This is a genomic window from Halomonas sp. M4R1S46, assembly GCF_025725685.1.
Classification (GTDB): Bacteria; Pseudomonadota; Gammaproteobacteria; order Pseudomonadales; family Halomonadaceae; genus Halomonas.
Map to the genome: position 1 here is coordinate 1,401,403 of NZ_CP107008.1, position 23,022 is coordinate 1,424,424.

At 64.4% G+C, this 23,022-nt stretch carries 21 protein-coding genes; 19 read left to right on the forward strand and 2 right to left on the reverse strand.

Annotated elements, in window-relative coordinates; translation table 11 throughout:
• The first annotated feature begins 15 nt into the window (after nucleotides 1-15).
• The 18 genes from OCT48_RS06645 to OCT48_RS06730 all read left to right on the forward strand — a co-directional run bounded on the left by OCT48_RS06645 (nucleotide 16) and on the right by OCT48_RS06730 (nucleotide 19,257).
• The gene (locus tag OCT48_RS06645) at nucleotides 16-1,035 is read left to right on the forward strand and encodes a proline racemase family protein (protein ID WP_263591916.1); all 1,020 of its coding nucleotides are present in this window, start codon (nucleotides 16-18) and stop codon (nucleotides 1,033-1,035) included.
• Nucleotides 1,036-1,098: 63 nt separating this feature from the next.
• Entirely contained in the window at nucleotides 1,099-1,812 is a 714-nt protein-coding gene (locus tag OCT48_RS06650) for a GntR family transcriptional regulator (protein WP_263591917.1), read from the forward strand.
• Entirely contained in the window at nucleotides 1,809-2,438 is a 630-nt protein-coding gene (locus OCT48_RS06655) for a short chain dehydrogenase (protein ID WP_263591918.1), read from the forward strand. The genes OCT48_RS06650 and OCT48_RS06655 overlap by 4 nt, the downstream gene beginning before the upstream one ends.
• 59 nt (nucleotides 2,439-2,497) lie before the next feature.
• On the forward strand, nucleotides 2,498-3,256 hold the full coding sequence (locus tag OCT48_RS06660; RefSeq protein ID WP_263591919.1) for an SDR family NAD(P)-dependent oxidoreductase: 759 nt from the start codon (nucleotides 2,498-2,500) through the stop codon (nucleotides 3,254-3,256).
• Nucleotides 3,257-3,284: 28 nt separating this feature from the next.
• Nucleotides 3,285-4,040 (forward strand): SDR family NAD(P)-dependent oxidoreductase, encoded by a 756-nt coding sequence (locus OCT48_RS06665; RefSeq protein ID WP_263591920.1) that lies wholly within the window; start codon nucleotides 3,285-3,287, stop codon nucleotides 4,038-4,040.
• 67 nt (nucleotides 4,041-4,107) lie between these two features.
• Nucleotides 4,108-5,118 carry an Ldh family oxidoreductase gene (locus tag OCT48_RS06670; RefSeq protein WP_263591921.1) on the forward strand — a complete coding sequence of 337 codons (1,011 nt, stop codon included), beginning with the start codon at nucleotides 4,108-4,110 and terminating at the stop codon, nucleotides 5,116-5,118.
• A 37-nt stretch (nucleotides 5,119-5,155) separates the two neighbouring features.
• Nucleotides 5,156-5,398, forward strand: a complete 243-nt coding sequence (locus tag OCT48_RS06675) for an OadG family protein (protein ID WP_263591922.1) — start codon at nucleotides 5,156-5,158, stop codon at nucleotides 5,396-5,398.
• 57 nt (nucleotides 5,399-5,455) lie between these two features.
• Nucleotides 5,456-7,261, forward strand: coding sequence for a sodium-extruding oxaloacetate decarboxylase subunit alpha (gene oadA, locus OCT48_RS06680; RefSeq protein WP_263591190.1), 1,806 nt, complete (start codon nucleotides 5,456-5,458; stop codon nucleotides 7,259-7,261).
• A gap of 10 nt (nucleotides 7,262-7,271) precedes the next feature.
• On the forward strand, nucleotides 7,272-8,597 hold the full coding sequence (locus OCT48_RS06685; RefSeq protein WP_263591923.1) for a sodium ion-translocating decarboxylase subunit beta: 1,326 nt from the start codon (nucleotides 7,272-7,274) through the stop codon (nucleotides 8,595-8,597).
• A gap of 404 nt (nucleotides 8,598-9,001) precedes the next feature.
• Nucleotides 9,002-9,862 (forward strand): transketolase, encoded by an 861-nt coding sequence (locus OCT48_RS06690; protein ID WP_263591924.1) that lies wholly within the window; start codon nucleotides 9,002-9,004, stop codon nucleotides 9,860-9,862.
• 11 nt (nucleotides 9,863-9,873) lie between these two features.
• Nucleotides 9,874-10,872 carry a transketolase family protein gene (locus tag OCT48_RS06695; RefSeq protein WP_263591925.1) on the forward strand — a complete coding sequence of 333 codons (999 nt, stop codon included), beginning with the start codon at nucleotides 9,874-9,876 and terminating at the stop codon, nucleotides 10,870-10,872.
• A gap of 59 nt (nucleotides 10,873-10,931) precedes the next feature.
• On the forward strand, nucleotides 10,932-11,900 hold the full coding sequence (locus OCT48_RS06700; RefSeq protein WP_263591926.1) for a TRAP transporter substrate-binding protein: 969 nt from the start codon (nucleotides 10,932-10,934) through the stop codon (nucleotides 11,898-11,900).
• A gap of 16 nt (nucleotides 11,901-11,916) precedes the next feature.
• The gene (locus OCT48_RS06705) at nucleotides 11,917-12,480 is read left to right on the forward strand and encodes a TRAP transporter small permease (RefSeq protein WP_263591927.1); all 564 of its coding nucleotides are present in this window, start codon (nucleotides 11,917-11,919) and stop codon (nucleotides 12,478-12,480) included.
• Complete coding sequence (locus OCT48_RS06710; RefSeq protein ID WP_263591928.1) at nucleotides 12,477-13,736, forward strand: TRAP transporter large permease; 1,260 nt, start codon at nucleotides 12,477-12,479, stop codon at nucleotides 13,734-13,736. The genes OCT48_RS06705 and OCT48_RS06710 overlap by 4 nt, the downstream gene beginning before the upstream one ends.
• Before the next feature lie 108 nt (nucleotides 13,737-13,844).
• Entirely contained in the window at nucleotides 13,845-14,672 is an 828-nt protein-coding gene (locus OCT48_RS06715; protein ID WP_263591929.1) for a sugar phosphate isomerase/epimerase family protein, read from the forward strand.
• 5 nt (nucleotides 14,673-14,677) lie between these two features.
• Entirely contained in the window at nucleotides 14,678-15,436 is a 759-nt protein-coding gene (locus tag OCT48_RS06720) for an SDR family NAD(P)-dependent oxidoreductase (RefSeq protein WP_263591930.1), read from the forward strand.
• Nucleotides 15,437-15,510: 74 nt separating this feature from the next.
• A complete protein-coding gene (locus OCT48_RS06725; protein WP_263591931.1) occupies nucleotides 15,511-16,227 on the forward strand; it encodes a FadR/GntR family transcriptional regulator in 717 nt (238 codons plus the stop codon).
• Nucleotides 16,228-16,893: 666 nt separating this feature from the next.
• On the forward strand, nucleotides 16,894-19,257 hold the full coding sequence (locus OCT48_RS06730) for a DNA polymerase II (protein ID WP_263591932.1): 2,364 nt from the start codon (nucleotides 16,894-16,896) through the stop codon (nucleotides 19,255-19,257).
• A 22-nt stretch (nucleotides 19,258-19,279) separates the two neighbouring features.
• Here OCT48_RS06730 and OCT48_RS06735 read toward each other — a convergent pair whose 3' ends face one another.
• Nucleotides 19,280-21,070 (reverse strand): ABC transporter ATP-binding protein/permease, encoded by a 1,791-nt coding sequence (locus tag OCT48_RS06735; protein WP_263591933.1) that lies wholly within the window; start codon nucleotides 21,068-21,070, stop codon nucleotides 19,280-19,282.
• 139 nt (nucleotides 21,071-21,209) lie between these two features.
• Here OCT48_RS06735 and trxC point away from each other — a divergent pair, with 139 nt between their 5' ends.
• Nucleotides 21,210-21,659, forward strand: a complete 450-nt coding sequence (gene trxC / locus OCT48_RS06740) for a thioredoxin TrxC (RefSeq protein WP_263591934.1) — start codon at nucleotides 21,210-21,212, stop codon at nucleotides 21,657-21,659.
• Nucleotides 21,660-21,781: 122 nt separating this feature from the next.
• Here the strand turns inward: trxC and OCT48_RS06745 are convergent, their stop codons facing one another.
• Entirely contained in the window at nucleotides 21,782-23,002 is a 1,221-nt protein-coding gene (locus OCT48_RS06745; protein ID WP_263591935.1) for a GGDEF domain-containing protein, read from the reverse strand.
• Nucleotides 23,003-23,022 lie beyond the last annotated feature (20 nt).

The following is a 23,022-nucleotide window of genomic DNA, read 5'->3' on the forward strand; positions in this document are numbered from 1 at the left end:
TGCCGGGAGAGACACATGCGTTGGCGTAAAACACTACAGCTGGTTGACGTGCACTGCGAGGGTGAGGTCGGCAAGGTGATCACGGGCGGCGTCCTCGACATGCCCGGGGAGACGATGCTCGACAAGATGGACCACATCAACGAAGTGGACGATTCCTTGCGTCGCTTCGTGACCCAGGAGCCACGCGGCTGCCTGCAGATGTCGGTCAACCTGCTGCTGCCGGCCACGCGGCCCGAGGCGGATACCGGGCTGATCATCCTGCAGGCCGACAAGGCGCATCCCATGTCGGGAAGCAACTGCATCTGCGTGGTGACAGCGCTGCTCGAGCTGGGCATGGTGCCCATGGAAGAGCCGCTGACCCGGGTGCGTGTCGACACGCCTGCAGGGCTGGTCACGGCGCAGGCCCACTGCGAGGATGGGCGTTGCAACAGCGTGACGCTGGACATGGTGCCGGCGTTCGTCGATTCCCTCGATCGCGAGCTCGAGGTGCCCGGGCTGGGGCGTATCACCCTGGATATCGCCTTTGGCGGCGTCTTCTATGCGCTCGTCGATGTCGATCAAGTGGGCCTCGAGATCGCACCCGAGAACGCTCATCGGCTCGCCGTGTTGGGGATGACTATCAAGAAGGTCGTCAATCGGGAGATCGAGGTGCTGCACCCTGAGCTGGCATCGATTCGCGGCGTGGCCTACGTCATGTTCCGCCACCGGATTTCCGACAAGGTGTATCAGACCTGCACCACTCTGCCCCCGGGCAGGGTGGATCGTTCGCCTTGTGGCACCGGCAGCTCCGCGAACCTGGCGACCCTGCTGGCCAGGGGACTCGTCGAGAAGGGCGATACCCTGGTGTCACGCTCGATCATCGGCGGCGAGTTCCAGGTCTCGCTTCGGGATATAGGCGAGGTCGCCGGGCGGCCAGCGGCATTTCCGTCCGTGACGGGGCGTGCCTGGGTCTATGGCTTCCACCAGCTGGGTATGGACCCCGACGATCCGCTGTCCGACGGTTTCACGCTTTCCGACACCTGGGGCGCCGGCTGAGTGCTTCATACGGGTCGCTGGCGAGAGTAAGGTATCCCTTTTCCACTATCGCGGGAGACGACTATGGCGGGCACAGCAAAACGACACGGCGGGCGCTACATCTACGAAACTCTACGCCAGCGGATCCTGACGTTGGAGTTGAAGCCCGGTAGCCCTCTCGATGAGGTATCCCTGGCAGAGCATTTCAACCTGTCGCGGTCACCGGTACGAGATGCCTTGGCACGATTGATGAGTGAGGGGTTGGTTACCGTGCTGAGTAACCGCAGTGCCATCGTGAAGCCTATCGAATTCGATGAGCTTCCTCGCTATATCGATGCGCTTGACCTGGTGCAACGAGCGGTGACTCGCTTGGCGGCAAGACATCGAACAGCGTCTGACCTGGAAGAGATCTGCGCCAAGAACCAGGAGTATATGGAGGCCGTCAATCAATCCGATTTCCGCATGATGTCGGAAAAGAACAAGGAGTTTCACCTGCGAATCTCCGAAGCGGCCGGCAATCCTTATTTCACCCAATACTACGAGACACTGCTCGATGAAGGACAGCGTCTGATTCACCTTCAGTTGAACTTCATCGTGAGTGACCTGGACCGTCAAATCGGCAACGATCACGAAGCCATCATCCGTGCCATCGAAGAGCGGGATGTGAATCGGGCCGAAGAGGCTGCACATGAGCATACTGAACTGTTTCGCAAGCGCTTCATCGATTATCTGAACAAGAGCCATGTCGATGAAATGCGACTCGATTGGATCGATCAGGAAACGGAGATTACGCAATGAGTGATAAACGCCTAAAGATTTTGCTTATCGGTGCGACTGGGACGATCGGTAGCGCGGTCAAGGAACACCTTTCCGAGCGCCACGAGGTAATCTCAGCTGGCTCCAAGAGCGGCGATGTTCATATCGATATCACCGATCCGGCCTCGATCAAGGAGGCCTTCGAGCAGCTGAGCCCGCTGGATGCCGTGATCATGACCCTGGGCAAGGCAACTTTCGCGGCCTTTAACGAGCTTGAGTCAGCCCCGCTGAGCGATTCCAAGCACCTGCTGGGAATCGAGAACAAACTGATGGGGCAGATTAATGTCGCCCAGGTAGCGCGGGACTATCTCACCGATGGAGGTTCCATCACCCTAACCACCGGCATCCTCAACGAGCATCCGGTGCCGGGTAGCGTGTCGCCCAGCATGGTCAACGGCGCCCTGGATGCCTTCGTCAAGGCGGCTGCCATGGAAATGCCGCGCGGCATCCGCATCAACAGCGTGAGCCCGAGCGTGCTGCGTCAGTCGCTGGGAAAGTACGGTCCCTTCTTTCGTGGCTTCAAGCCAGTGGAAGCTGCCGATGTGGCGCTGGCCTACAGTCGCAGCGTTGAATCCCTCGTCACCGGCCAGGTCCTGAAAGTCTGGTAAGGCCGGGTGGAATCAGGTGCTGTTAGCCCGTCGTCTTCTCTGCAAGTGGGGAACTGTGAATGGTTCACGATCTTGAAGGAATGAATGTCCTGGTCACTGGGGCCACGGGCAGCATCGGCACGGCCATCGTCAAGGAAGTTGCCCGCTGCGGCGGCTTCCCGCTGATGCATTATCGACACAATCGGCAAGCGGCGGGGACCTTGCTTGAGGCCGTGAACGGGCATGGTCTACTGGTGCAGGCCGATCTTTCGGCCCGCGAGGGGCCGAAAGATCTCTGGGAGGCTTGTATTGCCAAGGCAAAGCGTATCGATGCCGTGGTGCATAATGCCGGGGTGAGAATGGAGATTTCCCTCGAGTCCGACTGGGACGATTGGCACGCCGCCTGGGCTCGGGAGCTGCAGATCAACATCCAGGCCGTTGCCGACCTGAACCGCCTGGCCATCCCACATTTTTCCGAGCATGGGAGCGGGCGGATCATCAGCATGGCCAGCCGGGCTGGGCAGCGCGGCTACAGTGCCGAGGCCTTGCCCTACGGGGTCACCAAGGCTGCGTTGATCAACCTGTCCAAGTCGGTCGCGACTTCCTTCGGACACCTCGGCATCGTTTCGGCCTGCATCGCCCCGGGCTGGGTCAGGACCGAGATGGCGGAGGCATTCATCGCCAAGCATGGTTTCCAGGCGGCTGTCGCGGACATTCCCATTGGCGATATCGCCACACCGCAGGAAGTAGCCGAGCTGGTGGGCTTCTGCCTGAAACCCTCTCAGCGTTCCATAAATGGTGCGACCTTTGACATGAACGGCGGCAGCTACATCCGCTGAGACACTACATCATCAGAGAGGAAGTCTCATGAGTCGCTTTCAGAACAAGGTCGCGATGGTGACTGGCGGGGGTGGTGGCATCGGCGGTGCCATCTGTCGTCGTTTGGCCGGGGAGGGCGCTTTAGCGGTGATCGTCGATCACGATGTCGAGGCCGCAGGAAGCGTGAAGGCGGAGATAGAGGGCGAGGGCGGCCGAGCCTTGGTCAAGACCGTCGATATCACCGAGGAGGCGGCCTGCCAGCAGTTGGTTGATGACGTCCTGTCAGAGTTCGGTCGCCTGGATATTCTGGTCAATAATGCCGGAATCAATCGCCGCGGTGATATCACGGAGGTCTCGACGGATGATTGGCATGCCAGCTTCGCCGTGAACCTGCATGCGATGTTTTACCTGTGCCGGGCGGCGGTGCCGCACATGGCGGCCGCGGGCGGTGGGGCGATCGTCAACACCGCTTCTCAGTGGGGACTGCAACCGGCGCCCGGTCATATCGCCTACAACGTGACCAAGTCGGCGGTGGTGGCCTTCTCGAAGAGTCTCGCCCGGGACGGAGCCCCGCAACGGATCCGCGTCAACTCTGTGTGCCCCGGCGAAATCCATACCGCCATGCTGGAGTCGGGGCTGCGGAGAGCCGGCAAAACTGTCGAGGACCTCGACCGGATCGTACCCTACGGTCGTATCGGCAAGCCGGAAGAGGTCGCCGCCCTGGTGGCCTTCTTGAGTTCCGACGAGGCGCCGTTCATGTGTGGCTCGACGGTGGAGATCACCGGGGCCCAGGCCGTGTCCTGAGCTTTTTTGTCCGGCGCGCGCCCTACTGGCCGCGCACCAGACCACTATCATCAGCAGGTAACACCTCATGATCGATGGCAGCGTCGAGATCCAGCGGGTCTCGTTCGAGGGACTTCGTGCCCGCTTGACAGAAGTGTTCCGCCAGGCCGGAGTTATTCGGCACAACGCCGGCATTTTGGCTGATAACTGCGCTCGCTGCGAGCGCGACGGGGTGCACAGCCATGGCATCTTCCGCATCCCGGGGTACCTCGGCTCGCTGGAGAGTGGCTGGGTGGACGGGCGTGCGCAACCCCGGGTCGAGCAGGCCGGGGATGGCTACCTGCGTGTCGATGCGGCAAACGGCTTTGCCCAGCCTGCGCTCGACGCGGCACGTTCTCAGATCGAGGACAGCCTGGCGCGTAGCGGCCATTGCATTGTCGCCATCCGGGACTCCCACCATTTCAGTGCCCTGTGGCCCGACCTCGAGCCCTTTGCCGAGGCCGGCTACGTGGGCTTCACCACGGTCACGGGGGTCGCCCACGTGGTGCCGCCTGGCGGCCATACGCCGGTCTTCGGCACCAACCCCATCGCCTTCGCCACTCCGGTGGCAGAGGCGCCCCCACTGATCTTCGATCAGGCGACCAGCACCATGGCGCATGGTGACCTCCAGATCGCCGCCCGGGAAGGAAAGACGGTGCCGATGGGCACCGGGGTGGACCGGTCCGGCAATGCCAGTGACTCGCCGGAATCCATCCTTGAGGGTGGTCTGTCGCCGTTTGGGGGGCACAAGGGCGGCTCCATTGCCCTGATGGTGGAGATCCTGGCTTCAGCCCTGACCGGCGGGCAGTTTTCCAGCGAAGTTGATCTGTCCGGGCATCCCGGGGCGCAGACACCCAGGACGGGGCAGTTCCTGCTCCTGATCGATCCCGCCCGAGGCGACAATGCCGCCTTTGCCCGCCGTGTGGCTGGGCTGCTCGAGGCCGTCCGCTCGGCCGGTCAGTCACGGCTGCCGGGCGAGCGTCGCCTGCGTCATCGCCGCGATGCCGAGAGGCACGGCATCCCGATCACCCGGCAAGACTGGGAAGCGCTGGCGAAATAACACGTCATGCGCGGCTGTACCGAAAAGGACCATTGATATGAACAACTCGTCGCTTGTAAACGAAGGCCTGGCCCTGATGGGGCTCGGCATGGGCTTCGTGTTTGTTTTTCTTACCGTGCTAGTGATCGTCACGACCCTGATGTCCAAGGTCATCGGCCGCTTCTTCCCCGAGCCGGCCCCGGCTGCCCCGTCCCGGCCCGGGCGTGCCGCGCCGGCCGGCGACGATGACCTCATGGCCGTGATCAGTGCCGCGGTGCACCGTTATCGCCAGCGCCGCTGAGGCCAGGCCGCTTTCCCCCTGTCCCTTTCCATCCTTTATAACGATAAGGAACGTCTCATGAGTGAGAACGCCCGCCCACTCGGCATCACCGACGTGGTCCTCCGCGACGCCCACCAGTCGCTGTTCGCCACCCGCATGCGCCTGGACGACATGCTGCCCATCGCCGAGAAGCTCGACAAGATCGGCTTCTGGTCGCTGGAGTCCTGGGGGGGCGCCACCTTCGACGCCTGTATCCGCTACCTCGGCGAGGACCCGTGGGAGCGGATACGGGCGTTGAAGGCGGCCATGCCCAACACCCGCCAGCAGATGCTGCTGCGTGGCCAGAACCTGCTCGGCTATCGCCACTACGCCGACGACGTGGTCGACCGCTTCGTCGAGCGCGCCAGGACCAACGGGGTCGATGTCTTCCGCGTCTTCGACGCCATGAACGACCCGCGCAACCTGGAGCGGGCCATCCAGGCGGTGCGCGCCAATGAGGGGCACGCCCAGGGTACCATTTCCTACACCCTGAGCCCCGTGCACACCATGGACAGCTGGGTCGAGCTGGCCAAGTCCATCGCCGCCATGGGCGCCGATTCCCTGGCCATCAAGGACATGGCCGGGCTGCTCACCCCCTACGATGCCTTCGAGCTGGTGTCGCGGCTGAAGCAGACGCTGGATATCCCCATCCACATGCAGTGCCATGCCACCACCGGGCTGTCCAGCGCCACCGCCCTCAAGGCCGTGGAAGCGGGCATCGACAACGTCGACACCGCCATCTCCTCGATGTCCATGACCTACGGCCACAGCCCCACCGAGTCGCTGGTGGCCATGCTCAAGGGCACCGAGCGCGATACCGGCCTCGACCTGGAGGCCCTCGAGGACATCGCCGCCTACTTCCGCGAGGTGCGCAAGAAGTATGCCGCCTTCGAGGGCTCGCTCAAGGGCATCGACGGCCGCATCCTGGTGGCCCAGGTGCCGGGCGGCATGCTCACCAACATGGAGAACCAGCTCAAGGAACAGGGCGCCGGCGACCGTCTCGACGAGGTGCTCAAGGAGATCCCCCGGGTCCGCGAGGACCTGGGCTACATCCCGCTGGTCACCCCGACCTCGCAGATCGTCGGTACCCAGGCGGTGATGAACGTGATGATGGGCGAACGCTACAAGTCCATCTCCAAGGAAGTCCAGGCGCTGCTCAAGGGCGAGTACGGTGCCGCCCCGGCCGAGCTCAACAAGGAGCTGCAGGCACGGGTGCTGGAGGGCGGCGAGCCGATCACCTGCCGCCCCGCCGACAACCTGGCGCCGGAGATGGACAGGCTGACCGCCGAGCTCAAGGACAAGGCCAAGGCCGAGGGCATTCGCCTGGCCGAGGGCGAGCGCGAGATCGACGACGTGCTCACCTATGCGTTGTTCCCGCAGATCGGCCTGAAGTTCCTCAAGAACCGCGACAACCCCGACGCCTTCGAGCCGGCCCCCCAGGCGCTGCAAGCCGGTACCCAGCCGGGTGCCCGGGCGCCGGCGACCCAGGGTGGCGCTCCGGCCGACCCCGAGACCTACACCATCAAGGTCAACGGCAAGGCGTACGTGGTCGAGGTCGCCGAGGGCGGCGAGATCGGTCAGGTCCAGGAGCAGGGCGCCGCCCCGGCGGCTCCGGCGGCTCCGGCCGCCTCCTCGGGCGAGACCATCGCCGCGCCGCTCGCCGGCAACATCTTCAAGGTCAACGTCAGCGTCGGCGACCCGGTCGCCGAGGGCGACGTGGTGATCATCCTCGAGGCCATGAAGATGGAGACCGAGGTGCGTGCCGCCTCGGCGGGGACCGTCTCGGCGGTCAAGGTCAGCGAAGGCGACAGCGTGGCCGTCGGCGACGCCCTCGTCGTGCTCTGAGGAAGGTTCCATGACCGAGAAGATACTGACGCTCTGGACCGGCTCGGGGCTCTACAACCTGAGTCTCGGCCAGGCGGTGATGCTGGCCGTCGGCCTGCTGCTGCTGTGGCTGGCCATGGCCAAGAAGTTCGAGCCGCTGCTGCTGGTGCCGATCGGCTTCGGCGGCATCCTGGCCAACATTCCCGAGGCGGGGCTGGCGCTGTCGGCCGCCGAGCAGGCGGCCCACCTGGCCGGGCCCGAGCTGCTCGAGCGCATGGCGGCGGCGCTGCAGCTGAGCCTGGACCCGGCCGCCGGCGTCGAGGCCTGGCGCCACACCCTCACCGAGGTGCTGCACGGCGACACCCCGCCCGAGCTGATCCGCGCCGCCAACGACGTGGCCAAGGGGGCCGGCCATGCCCCCGGCATGCTCTACCAGTTCTACAGCGTGGCGATCGCCTCCGGCGTGGCGCCGCTGGTGATCTTCATGGGCGTGGGCGCGATGACCGACTTCGGTCCGCTGCTCGCCAACCCGCGCACGCTGTTCCTCGGCGCGGCCGCCCAGTTCGGCATCTTCGCCACCCTGCTCGGGGCGGTGGGCATGTCGGCGATGGGCTGGATGGACTTCACGCTCAACCAGGCTGCCGCCATCGGCATCATCGGCGGCGCCGACGGGCCGACCTCGATCTATGTCTCGAGCATCCTGGCCCCGGAGCTGCTGGGGGCCATCGCCGTGGCGTCCTACTCCTACATGGCGCTGGTGCCGCTGATCCAGCCGCCGATCATGCGCGCCCTGACCACCAGGCACGAGCGCGAGATCGCCATGACCCAGCTGCGGCCGGTGTCCAAGCTGGAGAAGATCGTCTTCCCGCTCAGCCTGCTGATCCTGGTGGTGCTCTTCCTGCCGGATGCCGCGCCGCTGCTGGGGATGTTCTGCTTCGGCAACCTGATGCGCGAGTGCGGGGTGGTCGAGCGGCTGTCCGACACCGCCCAGAACGCCCTGATCAACATCGTGACCATCTTCCTGGGGCTGTCGGTGGGCTCCAAGCTGATGGCCGACCGCTTCCTGGCGGTGGAGACCCTGGGCATCCTCGGGCTCGGCATGGTGGCCTTCGCCATCGGCACCGCCTGCGGTGTGCTGATGGCCAAGCTGCTCAACAGCGTCAGCAAGATGCCGATCAACCCGCTGATCGGCTCCGCCGGCGTCTCGGCGGTGCCCATGGCGGCGCGGGTGTCGAACAAGGTGGGACTGGAGTCCAATCCCCACAACTTCCTGCTGATGCATGCCATGGGGCCCAACGTGGCCGGCGTGATCGGCTCGGCGGTGGCCGCCGGCGTGATGATCAAGTACCTCGGCTGAGGGCGCCGCCACGTCCGTCCGCGAAACGGCGCCCCTCGGGGCGCCGTTTCGCGTTGTGGCCGCCATCTTCCTGTTACCTGCCGGCTCACCCCCCAACGATCTTCCGATCGGTCGGCACCAGTCCTGCAATATGGACTCTGGTCCTGCAGCAGGCATGGCCCGCCAGGGCGCTCTCTGTAATGGTGCGCAGCGCAGTGGTGCCAATATCATCTCAGGTGACAAATGGTCGACATTTGTAATGCCCAAAAAAAGACCGAAGAAAAAGCAATATATAAAGTTGTAAATTCTTATTAATGTTTATAATCAATAGGTTGAAGAATATATATGGCATAGACAAAAGTTCAATATCGCTCAGTAGCTCTCAAGCCTACTCTGTATTGGTCAACCAATATGAGGAACGACCAATGAGTGCTTCGTTGTCGAGAGTAGAGCCCGAGGATCTGGAGCAGCTGAAGCAGCATGCGTACCGCATCCGCCGCAACGCACTGCGGATGGGGGAGGTGCAGGGACAGGGCTATGTCGGCCAGGCGCTGGGCGTGGCCGATGTGCTCGCGGTGGCCTATTTCCGCCACCTCAAGTTCCGGGCCGATGACCCCGAATGGGAAGGCAGGGATCGCTTCCTGCTCTCCATCGGCCACTATGCCATCGCACTCTATGCCGCCCTGATCGAGGCCGGCATCGTCTCGGAAGACGAGATCGAGAACTACGGCAGCGATGAAAGCATCCTGCCCATGTCCGGCATGGCGGCCTATACACCAGGAATGGAAATCACCGGTGGTTCCCTCGGTCATGGCCTGGGGATAGGTGTCGGCATGGCCCTGGGCCTCAAGCGCAAGAGCAGCGACTCGCTCATCTACAACCTGCTCTCCGATGGTGAGCTGAACGAGGGCTCCACCTGGGAAGCGGCGGCATCGGCCGCTCACTGGAAGCTGGATAACCTGGTCGCCATCGTCGACGTCAACGACCAGCAGGCCGACGACAAGTCATCGACGGTGCTTAACTACGAGCCGATCGCGGACAAGTGGACGGCCTTCGGCTGGGAAACCTGGCGTGTCAACGGCAATGACCTGGAAGCGCTGACACAGACCTTCGACGCCGCCGTCGGCAGTCAGTCCGACAAGCCTCGCGTAATCATCTGCGACACCTTGATGGGCCGCGGCGTCCCGCTGCTGGAAACCCGCGACAAGACCCACTTCATCCGGGTGGATGAAAACGAATGGAGCGTCGCACTGGCACAGCTGGACGACGTTTACGGGATCGAGTGAGGAGACACGGCATGACAGCCAAGAAGAAGTTGAAGACCTCGGCGATGATCGCCTCCATCGCCTCGGAAGGGCAATCGACGACGGCGGCTCCCTTCGGGCACGCCCTGGTGGAAGCGGCGGCATCGAATGACAGGATCGTGGGCATGTCCGCGGATCTGGCCAAATATACCGACCTGCATATCTTCGGTAACGAGTACCCCGATCGCTTCTACCAGATGGGTATGGCCGAGCAGCTATTGATGAGCGCCGGTGCCGGCATGGCCCGGGAAGGCTTCATCCCCTTCGTCACCACCTACAGTGTCTTCGCCTCGCGCCGGGCCTATGACTTCATCGCCATGGCCATCGCCGAGGAAAAGCTGAATGTGAAGATCGCCTGTGCCCTGCCGGGCCTGACTACCGGCTATGGCCCCAGCCACCAGGCCACCGAGGATGTCGCCATTTTCCGGGGCATGCCGAATCTCACCATCATCGACCCCTGCGATGCCATCGACACCCAGCAATCCGTACAGGCCATGGTCGACCACGATGGTCCCGTCTATATGCGCCTGCTGCGCGGCAAGGTGCCCAATGTGCTGGATCGCTTCGATGATTACCGTTTCGAGATCGGCAAGGCCAAGCGCCTGATCGATGGCGGCGATGCGCTGATCATTTCAACCGGTCTGATGACCATGCGCGCGGTGGAGGCCGCCGACGAGCTGAAAGAGAAAGGTATTGCAGTCACGGTCGTTCACTGCCCGACCATCAAGCCGCTGGACGAGGAGACGATCCTGGCCGAAGCACGTCGTCATTCAGGCAAGCCGGTGTTCGTCGCCGAGAACCATTCCGTGGTCGGTGGGCTGGGCGAAAGCGTTGCCTCGCTGCTGATGCGGAACAGTGTACAGGCCAGGTTCCAGCAGATCGGCTTGCCGGACGAGTTCCTGAATGCCGGGGCATTGCCCACCCTGCATGATCGCTACGGCATTTCGACTCGGGAGGTGGTAAGAAAAATAGAAGGTTCGCTCGAAGCTTGAGTGAAAGCATCAACGACACAACAACGCACAATACGGAGCTATCGCTAATGAAACCCTTCATGAAATATGCCTTTGTCGCCGGCTCAATGCTCGTCACCTCTTCCGCGCTGGCTGCACAAACATTACAGATGACCCATAGTGCCGCCGAGGGCAACCCCAAGTGGGAGGCCTCCGAGTTGTTCGCTGAGCTGGTCCAGGAAGCGACCGACGCTGAGATCCGGATCGATGTAGGCGGCAACTCCCAGTATGGCGACGACATGGAGGCCCTGACGCAGATGCGCCTGGGCACCCTGGCGCTGAGCGCCAACTCCCAAGGCACCACGTCCTCTGTGGTGCCCCAATTCTCCGTGCTCGGCCTACCATTCCTGTTTGATTCTCTGCCCACTGCATGGCGTGTCATGGATGGAAAAGTGGGCGACGAGCTGAAAAAACTCGCTGAACAGAATGGCTTGGTGTTGCTCGCCATGTGGGATAACGGCATTCGTCATGTCAGCAACAACGTGAAACCGATCGAGAAACCGGAAGACCTCGATGGCTTGAAGATTCGCACGCCACCGGATGAAATGACCGTCGACATTTTCGAGGCCCTGGGTGCCAACCCGACCCCGATGAACTTCTCGGAACTCTACATCGCGCTTCAGCAGGGTGTCGTGGACGGGCAGGAGAACCCGTTGATGAACATCTACTCATCCAAGCTTCACGAGGTGCAGGACTACATCTCGATGACAGGCCACAAGTACGAGTCGACACCTGTACTGATGAGCAAGATGGTCTGGGATTCCCTGGCGCCGGAGTATCAGGAAGCGATCCAGGAGGCCGCACTCGAAGCCGGCGAATTCAACCGGAAGGCTTCACTCGAAGCCGACGAGGAGCTGAAGAGCCAGATGATCGAGGCCGGTGTCGAATTCAATGAGGTCGACAAGCAGCCTTTCGTCCAGGCCACCTCTTCGGTCTATGACGCCTGGCGTGAAGAGTATCCGGAGCTTGTGGATATGGTCGTCGAGGCAGCCCAGGGCGATGCTCAGTGAGCGGGAGGACGCTGTGATGAAGCTCTCCGAGGAGAGCCACGTCGGTGAGGTGGCTCCGGCCACCTCGCTGATGATGAGCTCCAAGAATGCGATCTACCAGCTAGCCAAGTGGGTCGCTATCCTGTCTATCGTTATCATGTTCCTGTCGCTGATGACAGGTGTGATAGTGCGCTACGTACTTTCCACCAACCTGGGCTGGGTGACGGAAATACCCAACCTCTTCTTTCCCTGGCTGACCATGAGCGCCATCGTCGCAGCGGCGGCCAGGAACGAGCACATTGGCATCGACCTGATTGTGGATCAGCTGCCAGTGCTCATGAGGAAGCCGGTTCTCTTCTTGACCAACGCCCTGGCCGTGATCGCCTTCGGACTGATCGCCTACCGCGGCCTGGATGTGGTCAATATTGCCGGTAGTCAACGCCTGCCCATCACTCAGGTTGGCATGTCCTGGGCCTACTGGTCGGTGGTGGCCGGATTCGCAGCCATGGCAGTCGTCTCCTTGGCGAACATCGGAATGTTGCTTACCGGCCGGGAGGAACATGCTGCATCCCAGGTCCCTCACGGGGAGGAAGAGCTATGACCGTCCATATGTTGCTGGGTTTTATTGTCTTCATGCTGCTGGCCATGCCGGTGGGTTACTCCCTGGTCATCAGCGGTTGGGCGGCGCTCTCGGTCTTCGGTTCAGTGCCATCCAGCATGGTGGTGATGAAGATCTTCCAGCCGACCCAGAGTTTCCCTCTGTTGGCCATTCCATTCTTCATCCTGTCAGGCAGCCTGATGATGTCCGGCAAGCTGGGCCAGAAACTCGTGAGCCTCGCTTCCATGCTGGTCGGCAAGTACCACGGCGGCCTTGGCCAGGTCACCGTCGTGGGGTCTACCGTCTTCGGTGGGGTTTCTGGCTCCTCCGTGGCCGAAGCCTCGGCGCTGGGCTCCATGCTGATTCCCTGGCAGAAGAAAGAGGGTTATCCGGGGGCGTTCGGTGCCGCGGTTACCTCGTCATCTTCGGTCATCGCCGGCCTGATGCCGCCGTCCATCCCACTGATCCTGTTCGCGGTAGTATCCAACACCTCTATCGCCTCTCTCTTCATTGCCGCCGTGATTCCGGCCTTGCTGCTGGCCATCGGCATGATGCTCGCCTGTTACATAACCGGAAAGCGTCGTGGGTTCCCCCGGCTGACAATGAAATACACCCGGGCCGAGGTAAGGTCGACCCTTCTCAGTGCCCTGCCTGCCTTGATGATGCCAGTGTTCATTCTGGTGCTGCTGCGGGTCGGTATCGCGACTCCAACCGAAGTCAGTATCATCGCCGTGGCCTATGCCCTGATGGTCAGTGCCGTGATCTACCGCGACCTGAACGGCGCCAGGATCATGGCAGCCCTGCAGAATACCGTGATCACCACCGGTGTGGTCATGCTGATCATCGCCGCGGCCAACATCATCGGCTATATTCTGACGTCTGGTGGCGTACCCCAGGCCGTCGCCAACTGGGCGCTGGAATATCTCCAGAATCCCCTGTTGATCATCCTTGCCATCAACTTGCTGCTGCTGGTCATTGGCATGTTCCTGGATCTGCCAGCCGCCATCCTGCTGCTTGGCCCGACCCTGGTCTCCATTGCCAACGCCATCGGCCTGGATCTGGTCCAGCTCGGCATCATGATGTGCGTCAACCTGAGCATCGGCCTGTTCACACCGCCCATCGGCACCACCCTGTTCGTATCCTCGGCGATCGCCAAGGAAAAGATCGGCGCAGTGGTCAAGGAACTGGTGCCGTTCTATCTAGTGGCACTGGCCGTCCTGCTGCTGGTGTCCTTCGTGCCTGCGCTGATCCTCTACTAGGAGGCGCGCCTGCACCAGGGCACGGGCAGGATGGCAAGCGAAACATCGCCGATGAAGCGGCAACGGACAGCGGAGAACGCAATGTGCAGTGAAACGAAGACCCGGCCTATGTCGGTCAGCACCGCAGCGTACGATGGCTATGACTTCCATGAAATTTTCCCGTCACTTGCTCGGTGTGGCGTGGAACAGGTCGAGGTCGCCTTTATCGAGGGCTATGTCGCGGCCTTCTCCGACGATGACCTGACCACGGCCTATGGTCGCGAGCTTCGGGAGGAAATGCGCCGCAACGGCCAGGAGTGCCGCTACTTCTCCGGCCATATCGACCTGGGCGAGCCTGACGCCTGTCAACGGCTGGAGGCACGCTGCCGGTTCGCCTCTTCCCTCGGGGCGTCTTTCGTGATCACCAATGCGGCCAGTATGGCCTCCAGCGAAGCCTTCCTGGCCCAGGCCGATGAGCTGGCCGCTATCGCCAGGCATTACGGCATGCGCATTCTGCTGGAAAACCCGGGAAACCGCATCGCCAACCTGATCGACCACTCGGGCCACCTCGCCCCCATCCTGGAAAAGCTGGCAACTCCGGAATTCGGCATCAACTTTGACGTGGGCAACCTGCTATCCCACTGCCCGGAGTTCGACCCTCTTGCTGACGCCCTGGCAGCAGTGCCTTGCGTGGATCATTTCCATATCAAGCCCTGTCACCGGGGTGACGACGGCATTGTCTTTACCTACCTGGGTGAGGGGGATATCGATGAGGCACCACTGCTTCGACGGCTGTTGAAGGACGGTATCCCGTTTTCCTTGGAACTGCCCTTCCGGCTGCGCCGTGATCGTGATGCGCAACCGTGGCGACTGGATTCAGCAGTGCCGCTGAAAGAGATCGAGGAAAATATCATTCACTCGATTCAATGGGTCAACAACATCCAATCGGAGATCTGATCACCATGACCAAGTTACTCGACAATAAAGTCTGCATTGTGACCGGCGCGGCCGGTATCAACGGCATCGGGCTGCGTACCGCCAAGTTGTTCTATGAAAACGGCGCGTCCATCGTCATCACCGATGTCAACGAGAGGGCCTGTGACGACGTTCGTCACCTGTTCGACCAGGACCGATCGCTGGTACTGGTCGCCAATGTGGCCAGCAAGGATGACTGCGAGCGAGTGGCCAGGGAGACGGTGGCAAAGTTCGACCGCATCGATGTCCTGGTGAATAATGCCGGCATCACTCAGCCCGTGAAGTTCGAAGAGATCATGCCCGAGGACTATGATAGAATTCTCGACGTCAACTTGCGTGGTATGCTGTACATGTCCCAGGCGGTAACACCTCAGATGAAGCAGCAGAGTTCGGGATCCATCGTCAATACCTCATCCGTCTCCGCCCAGCGCGGTGGCGGTATCTTCGGCGGGCCCCACTACAGCGCAGCCAAGGCCGGCATGCTCGGGCTGGGCAAGGCCATGGCGCGGGAACTGGGTGGCTTCGGAGTCCGCGTCAACGCCGTGGCCCCTGGCCTGATCGCCACCGATATCACCGGCGACAAGCTGGACGATGCCATGAAGCAGAAGATTCTGGAAGGTATTCCCCTCAATCGCCTGGGCAATCCGGAAGACGTTGCCAAGGCTTTCCTGTTCCTGGCTTCCGATCTTTCCGATTACATTACGGGTAGCACGATCGACGTAAATGGTGGCATGCACATCCATTAGTGACACTAGGCCGTCCCTGATGGCCCCTTCCGAAAAGAAGAAGGGGATCGTCAGGGGCGGGATGAGGTGACCCTATGAACGATATTGACCCGAGACTTCTGGATAGACTCAAGGAATTCGTTTCCGTGTCAGAGCTTTCCAAGGATGGTCGCTTGAAGCTGCCTCCCGAAAGAGCTCTTTGCGACCATTTCGGCATGCATAGAACGTCAGTTAGAAATGTTCTCTCTGTCTTGCAGAGCTTGGGGTTTATCGAGCGGAAACAGGGCAGTGGCACCTTCCTCAAGATGCCGGAGCCGATCTTCATCCAGTTGTATTTCGAGTTGGCTCTAAAGCTGAATTACATCTCGGTCGATCATCTGGAAACCGCACGGGAAATGTTCGAGCGGGAGATCATCCAGGCTGCCGCGGTCAACCACATGGACTCGGAAATAGAAACGCTGGAAGCGATCTGCGACAGGATCGTGAATTCCAAGGATGTACTGGAAGGAATCCAGGCTGACTATGAGTTCCATGAACAGCTGGCTATCATGGCCAAGAACCCTGCCATCCTGATTATTTTCCAAGGCCTGTCATCTGTGCTAAAGAAGGTGCTTCATCAGCGCCGCGTGCTGGCACGGCGATCGATAGTCGCCCAGGAGAAGACCAACAAGATCCATATTGCCATCGTGAATGCCGTTAAGACTCGAGACAGGGAGCAGGCCCGCCAGGCCATGGATCAGCATTTCGAGACATGGAATCAGAACATCATGAATATTTATCGCCAGCCAACGGATAGTCTCATAGAGGAATAGTACGAAATTACCGGCCAGGGCCAAGTGATGCTCATCGGTAATCCAAGCCCACTCATCTTGCGATGAGCGGGCGGCAACACCGCGTCTGCCGCTACGCTGACGACCTGTAAGTGTATGTCAGGAGCCGGCGGGCGGGCGAGCGTGTCATGGCCAGCCTGAGTGATTTTCTCGAGAGCTCACTCCGGCTGACGGGCAACCGCGCCAAGAGTGCGGTGGATCGCCCCTGGAATCGGGGGTATCTGGGCTACACGCTGCCACGGCTGACTCTCCCCACGTCCAGTCTACAACGCCTGATGCAGCAACTCCGCTAGATCCTGAAGCGAGGTAGGGCCAGCTACTTGTGTATGCCCGGCAACCACGAATTCTACGGCACCTGCATGGCGAGGCTGCGCACCGAACTGGCCAGCGCGGCTGGGCATCCACCTGCTGGACAACCGCAGCCTGACCCTGAGCGGCGTGCGCTTCCATGGCCTCACCCTGTGGACCGATTTCGCGCTGCATGCCGAGGTGCCCGACCACGATCCGGTAGTGGCGGAGCCGGCGGCGCTCCGATCGATGCCGGAATTCCGGATCATCGAGCATCCCTCCCGATCCGGTGATCAAGGTGTGAGGCGGGGCGGGCGCCTGTAAGATCGAGGCGTCGAGGGCAGCGGGCGAGGAACGGCGGTGGAGTCACGACAGGGGTTCATCCTGACCCGGCACTGGCAGGACACGCCCGAGGGCATCGAGGTCGCGTTCTGGCTGGCGACCGACGCCGGGCCGCTCAGGGTACGCCTGCCGCCCCGGCCGTCGGTGGCCTTCCTGCCGGCGGAGCAGCGCGAGCGGGCGGCGGCCGCCCTGCGCGACGCGTCGGACGTCGACCTGCGGCCGCTGTCGCTGTGCGACTTCCAGCGTCGCCCGGTGCTGGGGCTCTACTGCCGGCAGCACCGCCGGCTGGTCGCCCTGGCGCGCCGCCTGAAGGACGCCGGCGTGGCGCTCTACGAGGCCGACATCCGCCCGCCGGAGCGCTACCTGATGGAGCGCTTTATCACCGCATCTGTCAGTGTCGAGGGTGAGCCCGACGGGCAGGGCGGCCTGGTGGCGGCGCGACTCGGGCCCGCCGCGGACTATCGCCCCCGGCTGCGGCTGGTGTCGCTGGATATCGAGACCAGTGCCCGGGGCGAGCTCTACTCCATTGCCCTGCAGAGCGGCGACGAGCGTCGGGTCTTGATGCTGGGCCCGCCCAACGGCGAGGCCGAGGGGCTCGACTTCCGCCTCGGCTACTGCGCCGGCCGCGCAGAGATGCTGGAGCGGCTGAACCAGTGGTTCGCCGAGCACGACCCGGACGCGATCATCGGCTGGAACCTGGTGCAGTTCGACCTGCGGATCCTCCACGAGCATGCCCGAGGGTGTGGCGTGGCGCTGCGGCTGGGCCGCGGCGGGGAAACGCTGGAGTGGCGTGCCCATGGCCACCAGGCCAACCGCTACGTGGCCTCGGCGGCGGGGCGGCTGATCATCGACGGCATCGAGGCGCTGCGCTCGGCCACCTGGCAGTTCCCCTCCTTCAGCCTGGAGAACGTCGCCCGCACCCTGCTCGGCGAGGGCAAGGCCATCGACAGTCCCTACCAGCGCCTGGACGACATCCTGCGCATGTTCGCCGAGGACAAGCCGGCGCTGGCGCGCTACAACCTCCGGGACTGCGAGCTGGTGACACGGATCTTCGCGGCCACCGAGCTGCTGGACTTCCTGCTGGAGCGGGCCTGCGTGACCGGGCTTCCCGCCGACCGCAGCGGCGGGTCGGTGGCGGCCTTCACCCACCGCTACCTGCCGCACCTGCATCGCCTGGGCCTGGTGGCGCCGAACCTCGGCGAGGGGCAGTCCGCCGAGAGCCCCGGCGGCTTCGTCATGGATTCCCGCCCCGGCCTCTACGACTCGGTGCTGGTGTTCGACTTCAAGAGCCTCTATCCCGCCATCATCCGCAGCTTCCTGATCGACCCGGCGGGGCTGCTCGAGGGCCTGGCCGACCCCTCGGAGGCCGCCTCGGTGCCGGGCTTTCGCGGGGCGCGCTTCTCGCGCACGCGGCATGCCCTGCCGGCCATCGTGGCGCAGCTCTGGGCGGGGCGCGAGGCCGCCAAGGCCGCCGGCAATGTCCCGCTCGCCCAGGCCTTGAAGATCATCATGAACAGCTTCTACGGGGTGCTGGGCTCGAAGGGCTGTCGCTTCTTCGATTCGCGCCTGGCCTCGTCGATCACCCTGCGCGGCCACGAGATCATGCGCCGCACCCGGGCGCTGATCGAGGCCGAGGGATATACCGTTATCTACGGGGATACCGACTCCACCTTCGTCTGGCTCGGCAGCGCGCATCCCGAGGCGCAGGCGGCGGCGATCGGCCGACGGCTGGTGGCCCGGGTGAATGCCTGGTGGCGCGCGCACCTGGCCGACGAGTACGGCCTGCAGAGCGCCCTGGAGCTGCAGTTCGAGACCCACTACCGGCGCTTCCTGATGCCCACCATCCGCGGCGCCGAGGCGGGCAGCAAGAAGCGCTATGCCGGGCTGGTGCGTGACGCGGCGGGGCGGGAGCGGGTGGTCTTCAAGGGCCTGGAAGCCGTGCGCAGCGACTGGACGCCCCTGGCCAAGGAGTTCCAGCAGGAGCTCTACCGACGCATCTTCACCGGCGAGCCCTACCGGGACTTCGTGCGCGACTACGTGCGTCGCACCCTGGCCGGCGACTTCGACGACCGGCTGGTCTATCGCAAGCGCCTGCGCCGGCGACTCTCCGACTACCGGCGCAACGTGCCGCCCCACGTGCGGGCCGCCCGGCTCGCCGACGAGGTCAACGACCGGCTGGGGCGGCCGCGCCAGTACCAGCAGGGCGGCTGGATCCGCTACGTGATGACGGTGGCCGGGCCGGAGCCCCTGGAGCGCCGGCGCTCGGTCATCGACACCGACCACTACCTGACGAGCCAGCTGCGGCCGGTGGCGGATGCCATCCTGCCCTTCGTGGGCGACGACTTCGCGGCCCTGATCGATCGTCAGCTCGGCCTGTTCTGAGTCGGCGCCCGGCGCAGCCGCCTCAGGCGCCACCGGCGGCCCTGGCCCCTGGCGGCCGGCCGAACTGCAGGTCGGCGAGCCGTCGGTAGAGGGGGCTCGAGGCGAGCAGCTCGTCGTGGCGCCCGGCCGCCACCAGCCGTCCCTCGTCCATCACCAGCAGGCGGTCGGCGGCCACCACCGTGGCCAGGCGATGGGCGATGACCACGCTGGTGCGGTCGGTCATCAGCCGGTCCAGGGCCTGCTGGACCAGCCGCTCGCTCTCGGCATCCAGCGCGCTGGTGGCCTCGTCGAGCAGCAGCACGGCGGGTGACTTGAGCAGGGCTCGGGCGATGGCCAGGCGCTGGCGCTGGCCGCCGGAGAGCTGTACCCCGCCCGGGCCCAGGGGCGTGTCGAGGCCCTGGGGCAGGGCCTCGAGGAAGTCCAGGGCGTTGGCGTCGCGGGCGGCCTGGCGCAGCTCCTCGTCGCTGGCGTCCGGCTTGCCGAAGCGCAGGTTCTCGGCGGCGGAACCGGTGAACAGCACCGGCTCCTGGGCCACCAGGCCGATCACCGCGCGCAGCGCATGCGGGTCGAGGTCCCGGAGGTCGATGCCATCCAGGCTCAGCCGACCACGGTCGGGGTCGTGGAAGCGCAGCAGCAGGGCGAGCAGGGTGCTCTTGCCGGCCCCGGAGGGCCCGACCAGGGCGACCCGTTCCCCGGACTGGATTGTCAGGTCCAGCCCGGCCAGCGCCGGGCGTTCGCGGCCCGGGTAGGTGAAGTCCACCGCCTCGAGGCGGATCGCGCCGGCGATCGGTCGGGGCAGGACGGTGGGCGCCGGCGGGGCGGCGATCCGCGGCCGGGCGTCCTGCAGCTCCAGCAGGCGCTCGGCGGCCCCGGCGGCGCGCTGCACGTCACCGGCCACCTCGGCCAGGGTGGCCACGGCCCCGGCGACCAGCACGGCGTAGAAGACGAAGGCGGAGAGCTCCCCGGCGGTGAGGTCGCCGGCGAGCACCGCCCGGCCGCCCTGCCACAGCATGATGCCCACCGCACCGAACACCACCAGCAGGGCGGCCCCGGTCAGCCAGGCCCGCTGGCGGCTGCGCGCGATCGCCGTGTCGAAGGCCTCCTCGACGCGACGGCCGTAGCCGCGGCGGTCGGCTTCCTCGTGGTTGAAGGCCTGGATGGTGCGGATCCCCGACAGGGCCTCGCCAGCGTAGCGGCCCAGCTCCGCCACCCGGTCCTGGCTATGGCGCGAGAGGCGGCGTACCCGGCGCCCGTACCAGAGGATCGGGGCCAGGGTGGCGGGAATCCCCAGCAGCACCAGCGCCGAGAGCCAGGGCTGGGTCACCAGCATCAGGCCTGCGGCGCCGATCAGCAGCAGCAGGTTGCGCAGCGCCAGCGACACCGAGGACCCGAACAGGCTCTGCAGCACGGTGGTGTCCGCCGTCAGCCGCGAGGCGATCTCGCCGGCGCCGCGGTCGTCCTCCTGCGCGCTCTCGAAGAAGCCGGGCTCGAGGTCGAGCAGCCGGTCGAAGACGCGGCGGCGCAGGTCGGCGGCCAGCCGCTCGCCGATCCAGGTCACCAGGTAGTAGCGCAGGGCGGAGGCGCCGGCCAGCACTGCCACCACGGCGATCATGCCCATCAGGATCTGGTTGAGCTGCCGGGCATCGCGGGCCAGGAAGCCCTGGTCGATGACCAGGCGCAGGCCCTGGCCAAGCAACAGTACGCAGCCGGCCGCCACCAGCAGGGCGAGTCCCGCCAGCAGCAGCCGAGAGCGGTAGGGACGCAGCAGCCCCAGCAGGCGCAGCAGGACACGCGGATCAGGCCTTGGACCCATGGCGTTCTCCGGGAGCGGGTGGGGAGGGCGTCGGTCTCATGGCACGTTACCAGCCCACCGGCGAGGCTGCATGGGCTTGATGGAGCCCCGTCGAGCGGCCATAGTCGTCGGCAGTGATCCCTGCCCGCGGAGCCGCATGATGTCCGAATCCCTCGTCCTGGGGTGTGCCCACTGTGCCGCCCTGAATCGCGTCGACGCCGGCCGCCTGGCGTCCGGTCCCCGCTGCGGCAAGTGCAAGCTGCCGCTGTTCTCCGGCGAGCCCGTCGAGCTGACCGGGGCCAACTTCCATGCCCTGGTGGGGCGCAGCGAGCTGCCGGTGGTGGTGGACTTCTGGGCCAGCTGGTGCGGCCCCTGCAAGACGATGGCGCCGATCTTCGCCGAAACGGCCCGGCAGCTCGAGCCGCGCATGCGCTTCGCCAAGCTCGACACCGAGGCCGAACAGGGGCTCGCCGCCCGCTTCGGCATCCGCAGCATTCCCACCCTGATCGTGTTCCGGGGCGGTCAGGAGGTGGCGCGCCAGCCGGGGCTGCTGCAGGGGCCACAGCTCCGGCAGTGGCTGGTGCCTCACCTGGCCGGTGAGCCGGGGTGATCGGCGCGCTCCCTCGCCCCACACGCAACGGGCCAGCCTCTCCACCGAACCGATCCGCCCCCTTGCACTCCTAGGGGTTGCCTGCCTCGTCCAGGAAGGCCTCGACCCGCGCGGTCGGTCGCTCAGCCTTCCACCGCCGCGAGCCCGGGCTCCTCCCGCTCGTCGACCAGCACCACGGTGTTGCGGCCGCTGGCCTTGCCGCGATACAGCGCCTGGTCGGCCCGCTTCAGCACCGGGGCCAGGGTCGTCTCGCCGGGAGCCAGCCGGGCGATGCCGATGGTCACGCTCAACCGGCGAGGAATGCCGGAGTCGGGGTGGGGCAGCTCGGCGATGCAGCCGCGCAAGCGTTCGGCCACTTCCCGGGCGGCCGCCAGGTCGGCACCGGGCAGGGCGATGACGAACTCCTCGCCGCCGAAACGCCCGATGAAATCGACCCCGCGGAGGTGCTCGCGCAGGCGGGTTGCCACCTGGGCCAGTACCAGGTCGCCCACCGAGTGGCCATGCTGGTCGTTGATGGCCTTGAAGTGGTCGATATCGACCATGCAGAAGCTCAGTGGCGAGCCATGGCGAAGGGCGCGACGCAGTTCCTGGTCGGCACGCTCGAAGAAGCGCCGACGGTTGTCGAGGCCGGTGAGCTCATCGGTGCCGGCCATGTGGCGAAGCCGCTCCTCGAGGTGCAGGTGATCGCCGATCTCGTTTCTCAGCCGCTCGTTGAAGGCGTGCTCGTCGAGCAGCGAGGCGTACTGCTCGCGCTGCAGGCGCGCCAGGCGCCGGGCGGTGATCAGCCCCACGGTGTTGGCGAACAGCAGCACGACCGCCTGGATGAGGGTGACGCCGGCGGGCACCGCGGCCCAGATCACCATCGCCGACAGGAAGCCCAGGCTCAGCAGCAGGCTGGCCGTGATCATCCACGGCAGGCGGTTGGGCACGAAGAGGTAGAGGGCCATCACGGCGACGGCCGTGGAGGGGGCATGGATGCCGATGGATTCCGCGCGCAGCGGCACGATCAGGATGATCACCAGGCAGCCGAGCCAGAGCACCGGGTTGAGGGGCAGGAAGCGAAACACCCGGGCGGGTTGCCGGCGCACGGCGAGGCAGGTCAGCAGGCAGGCGATCGCCACCAGCACGCGCAGGGTCAACAGCAGGAAGAAGGTCGGCGATGCGCCGAGCAGGGTATAGTCGGCCAGGCCCAGCAGGGTGAACAGCAGGGCGATGACCAGCAGCGAGGTCTGCAGCTGGCCGGCGGTACGGGGCAGCACGGAACGCCGATAGTCGGCTTCCAGCCGAGGATCGGTAAACTCCGCGGTCCACGGCGTCAGGACATGACGGTCCGATGCAATCACGGTGAGACGGCTCCATGGGG